At 47.1% G+C, this 5,192-nt stretch carries 2 protein-coding genes and 1 pseudogene; all 3 read left to right on the top strand.

Annotated features, from left to right (window positions below):
- Window positions 1–346: 346 nt before the first annotated feature.
- The gene (gene glf, locus H6S82_RS17360; protein ID WP_190466878.1) at window positions 347–1,582 is read left to right on the top strand and encodes a UDP-galactopyranose mutase; all 1,236 of its coding nucleotides are present in this window, start codon (window positions 347–349) and stop codon (window positions 1,580–1,582) included.
- A 367-nt stretch (window positions 1,583–1,949) separates the two neighbouring features.
- Window positions 1,950–4,247, top strand: a complete 2,298-nt coding sequence (locus tag H6S82_RS17355) for a family 1 glycosylhydrolase (protein WP_190466881.1) — start codon at window positions 1,950–1,952, stop codon at window positions 4,245–4,247.
- 537 nt (window positions 4,248–4,784) lie between these two features.
- Window positions 4,785–5,192, top strand: a pseudogene (locus H6S82_RS17350) (hypothetical protein); the annotation flags it as partial.

The following is a 5,192-nucleotide window of genomic DNA, read 5'->3' as shown; positions in this document are numbered from 1 at the left end:
TAGATACATTTTTATCTCAAACTTCTTGGGATTCTACTTGGGGACGCATGATGCAGTTGATCGAAGAAACAATAAGCACTGCGAACGTGACAGAAAATTCTTCCATTAATACTGCTGTTAAACAATCCCAAAATACAGCAGTAGAACAACGCAGGTAATCATTTACTCTCAGAGAGTAAATGCTCAATAAGTAATCGGTATTTTTCACAAGGCTTAATATTATTACCGATTACCAATTACGAAAAATTCACTTTTTCCTGTTGTGATGCGGCAGTTTATTCCTGACTGACTAAGTGAGGAATAAACTTCCTGCGCGATTTGGCCAAAAATAGCGAGGTTTTTGAAGATGTTCGATTATTTAATTGTAGGAGCGGGTTTCGCTGGCAGTGTTCTGGCAGAAAGGCTTGCCAGTCAGTTAGGAAAAAAGGTTCTGATTGTTGATAAGCGCAACCACATTGGGGGAAACGCTTACGACCACTACGACGACGCAGGGCTTTTGGTACATAAATATGGCCCTCACATCTTTCACACCAACTCACGCGAAGTCTTCGAGTATTTATCAAATTTTACCGAATGGCGTCCCTACGAACACCGGGTACGTGCGAGCGTAGACGGTCAACTTGTGCCAATGCCAATCAACCTCGACACTATCAATAAGCTTTACGGACTGAATCTTACTTCATTTCAATTAGAGGAATTCTTTGCCTCGGTGGCAGAGAAAAAACAATACATCCGCACCAGCGAGGATGTGGTTGTCAGCAAAGTAGGAAGAGAACTTTACGAGAAATTTTTCCGTAACTACACCCGCAAGCAATGGGGTATCGACCCATCCGAACTCGATAAGTCAGTCACAGCTCGCGTACCCACGCGCACTAACCGCGACGATCGATATTTTACCGATACTTATCAGGCAATGCCATTGCATGGGTACACTCGGATGTTCGAGAAGATGCTGTCCGATCCGAACATCAAAATCATGCTGAACACAGATTATCGGGAGATTGCGAACGTCATCCCCTATCGCGAGATGATTTATACTGGGCCGATCGATGCTTTTTTCGATTATCGCTATGGTAAATTACCCTACCGTTCCCTAGACTTCAAGCACGAAACGCTCAACAAAGGCGTACATCAACCAGCACCAGTTGTTAACTACCCCAACGAGCATTTATATACGCGCTGCACGGAATTCAAATACCTGACCGGACAGGAACATCTTAAAACTAGCATTGTTTATGAGTTTCCCCAAGCTGAGGGAGATCCTTACTACCCAGTACCCCGTCCTGAAAACAACGAACTTTACAAGAAATACAAAGAATTGGCTGATGCGATACCAGGAGTACATTTTGTCGGGCGGTTGGCAACTTATAAGTATTACAACATGGATCAATGTGTAGCTCAAGCTCTGACAATCTTCAAACAAATCGGCACGAAGCTACTGGAAAACCCAATCGTTTTGGAGTCATTAGAACTAGAACGTAGAGACCGATACATACAAGATGGCTCTCCCAAGAAAATTACCGATAATGGTTTAGAGACTAAAGCTATAACGACAAACGGTAATGGAAAGGTCGCTAAGTAGCTGTCATTCTTATCAGTAAATGGGTTAGGGAAAGAAACCCGGTTTGGCTCATAAATAGTAGGTAACTGCTAAAAATCTACGAGTCAACTTGGTTTATAGCCCCCCGATCGCTTAAGTTATGCGTAAGCGATCGATGGTGATGGGAGAGAAATATATCTCATATCATGTCTCGTCGTTGCATTGGTAGTACATGAATGATGTTGAGGATTGTCTGCACTGGATCGGTGGTTAAATTTTAACCACAGATGAAAACAGATGAACACCGATGTAAGCGCAAATTTTTCCGCTACCGATGCAACCGGACATGATATCACAATTTCCAACTAACTCCTAACACCTTTTCAAGCGAGTTAATGAGGAGTGCGGAATGGTAAGAGCGGCATTGAATAAGGAATTTTCAGTTAATAATTCTGAATTAATTCAAAACTCAAAGTTCAAGGCTCAAAGCTCAAAGTTGGAGATGTGGGCGGGGGTCGAGTGTACCGTCAATCGGGTGGGGAATGAATATTTCAACCAACTAGAGCGCAACGGTCACAAAACACGCTTAGATGACCTCGATTTATTTGCAGAACTGGGAGTGCGTAGTCTCCGCTACCCGGTATTGTGGGAGCTGATTGCTCCTGCGGGGCTGGAAAATGCGGATTGGTCTTGGGCAGATGAACGATTGGGTCGTTTGCAAGCACTCGGTATTAGTCCCATTGTGGGCTTGGTTCATCACGGTAGTGGCCCTTATCATACCAGCTTGGTCGATCGCACTTTTGCCTCCGGACTTGCTGAGTTTGCACGCGCAGTTGCCGAGCGTTACCCTTGGGTGGAGCGCTACACACCAGTCAACGAACCTCTGACGACAGCGCGTTTTAGCGGATTGTACGGTCACTGGTATCCTCACGGTCGAGATAATCTCACTTTCGTTCGTGCCTTGTTAACGCAATGCCGCGCCATTATCTTATCGATGCAGGCGATTCGCCAAGTCAATCCTGGCGCACAACTGATCCAAACAGAAGATTTGTGTAAGGTTTTCAGTACGCCGTTGATGGCGTATCAAGCAGAGTTTGAAAATGAGCGTCGGTGGCTGAGTTTCGATTTGCTGTGCGGTCGAGTTAACCGCGACCATCCCATGTGGGAATATTTGCGTTGGACTGGGATTCCAGAAGTCGAACTGGAGTGGTTTCTGGAAAATTCCTGTCCGCCGGATACGATCGGCATGAACCACTATTTAACGAGCGATCGCTTCCTCGACGAACGCCTAGAATTATATCCCCATTGGACTCATGGCAGAAATGGACGACACCAATACGCAGATGTAGAAGCGGTCAGGGTTTGCGCTGAAGGGATAGCGGGGCCCTACATACTGATTGAAGAAGTTTGGGAACGCTACAAGTTGCCCATTGCTGTCACTGAGGTACACCACGGTTGTACTCGCGAGGAGCAGTTGCGCTGGGTCAAAGAGGTTTGGGATGCGGCTGTCTGTTTGCGTTCCGAAGGGGTGGACGTGCGTGCCATCACCGCTTGGTCGCTGCTGGGGTCGTATGACTGGGATAGTTTGGTAACTAGGTCTGTCGGTCGTTACGAGTCGGGCGTATTCGATTTGCGTTCGCATTGCGGCGACTCAGGAGAAGTGTCCAAACCGCGCCCCACCGCCCTAGCCCGGATGCTGCGCGAGTTGGCGAGATCGGGAACCTACGACCACCCTGTCCTCGATGTGCCGGGATGGTGGCATCGTCCCCATCGCTTGCTTTATCCACCTGTTTTAAGATGCTGTGGAGATGGGGAGAATAGTCAAAAGTCAAAATTTTCCCCCGCTCAAGAGATCCCCCGCTCTCTTGTGATTGTGGGAGCTAAGGGAACGCTGGGGCAAGCATTTGCCAGGATTTGCGAGATTCGCGGTATTCCTTATCACTTGCTGTGCCGTCAGCAGATGGACATTGCCGATCCTGTAGCTGTCGATCGAGCTATGACCGAATTGCAGCCTTGGGCGGTCATCAATGCGGCTGGGTACGTTCGCGTGGATGATGCGGAACGGGAAGAGAATGCCTGTCTGCGAGAAAATGCGATCGGCCCTGCTATTCTGGCTGATGCTTGTGCAAAAAGGGGAGTAGGGCTGCTGACCTTTTCATCGGATCTTGTATTTGATGGTACTCGTGGCGCACCTTATGTAGAAAGCAATGCGGTTGCACCCCTGAATGTGTACGGTCGCAGTAAAGCAGAAGCAGAAGTGCGAGTTCTCAAAGTGCATCCCTCTTCGCTGGTTGTGCGTACCAGTGCGTTCTTTGGGCCGTGGGATGAGTACAATTTTCTCACGGTGGTGCTACGCACGCTGGCATCGGGACAGCCTTTCGTGGCGGCGGCGGATGCGATCGTCTCTCCTACATATGTTCCGGATCTTGTCAATGCCAGTCTCGACCTATTGATTGACGGTGAGTTCGGTTTGTGGCATCTGGCCAACCCAAGTGAGATTTCTTGGGCAGATTTGGCACGTTTAGCTGCCAAGCAAGCCGGTTTCGATGTCGCGCAGATTGAAGCTCGACCGATACAAGCGCTCAGTCTGCTGGCACCCCGTCCGACCTACAGCGTTCTTGGCAGCGAACGGGGGGTGTTGTTGCCGTCGTTGGAGAATGCGATCGATCGCTATTTCCAAGAAAAGGGGTTAGGGGTTAGGGGCTAGGGGCTAGGGCGTCGGGGCTAGGGGGAGTGGGAGAATAAATTTGTTCCCTATTTCCTTTTCCCTTTCCCCCTTTTTCCCTTTTCCCCTTTTCCCCCTTTCCCTCTTCCCTAGCCCCTAACCCCTCTTTCTAAGCAATTGAAAGCTTAATTGTGGCAGGAGTCAAGATTATTATACTTTGCTCTAAGAATGGCAATTCGATCCGTAATTCCGGTTTAATAGGTTTAAATTCCATATTCATAAACATTCGATAGATTGGGTGTAAATTTCGATCGAATCCAGTCGCTTTCCAGGTCACGATTGTGTTATAACTGACTGGTTTGCAGCGGGATTTTTTGTTATTGCCGGATTTTTAGTCGCCAGTAGAGGATTTTAAAGAGGATGCTACAGTAAGCAGACTCAACTATTAGTTAAAACTCCAGTTCGGGCAAATCGAAGCCAAGTCAAGTTTTAAAGTTTTCTTAAGAAAAATTACAACTAAGAGTTAATAGTTTGCTACTTGTGGGTAGTCTAGATATATAACCTTTGGTAGATGACTGTATGTACTCTTTAGGCAAGTGGCTGGAAAATTGTTATAACGGGCCAAGCAAGGGCGGTAGAAGCTCTGATTTTTATCAAGGCGAAAGAGCTTATCCTCGACCGCAATTGCAGCGATCGCATTGGATTTGTCTCAACGGCTCGTGGAAATTTACATTTGACGATGACGGCAAATATACTCAACCGAGCGATATTTCCGAATGGACACACACCATTCAAGTACCTTTCGCTCCAGAATCAGTTAAAAGTGGCATTGGCGATACGGGTTTTCATCCTAATTGCTGGTATGAATGCGAACTAGACTTAAATGGCGAATGGGGGATGAAACATTCTACCGACTCCCATTCTCTTAATGCAGTATCTAAAATCGAAAATTTAAAATCAAAAAGGGTTCTACTGCATTTCGGGGCG

Source organism: Planktothrix sp. FACHB-1355 (genome assembly GCF_014748295.1).
Taxonomy (GTDB): domain Bacteria; phylum Cyanobacteriota; class Cyanobacteriia; order Cyanobacteriales; family Aerosakkonemataceae; genus Aerosakkonema; species Aerosakkonema funiforme_A.
Note: the sequence above shows the minus strand (reverse complement) of the source record. Positions and strands in the feature narration are given on the sequence as shown.

What these genes read in the sequence shown, in the direction of transcription:
- glf (WP_190466878.1), top strand. Translation starts at nt 347, where the DNA reads ATGTTCGATTATTTAATTGTAGGAGCGGGTTTCGCTGGCAGTGTTCTG.
- H6S82_RS17355 (WP_190466881.1), top strand. Translation starts at nt 1,950, where the DNA reads ATGGTAAGAGCGGCATTGAATAAGGAATTTTCAGTTAATAATTCTGAA.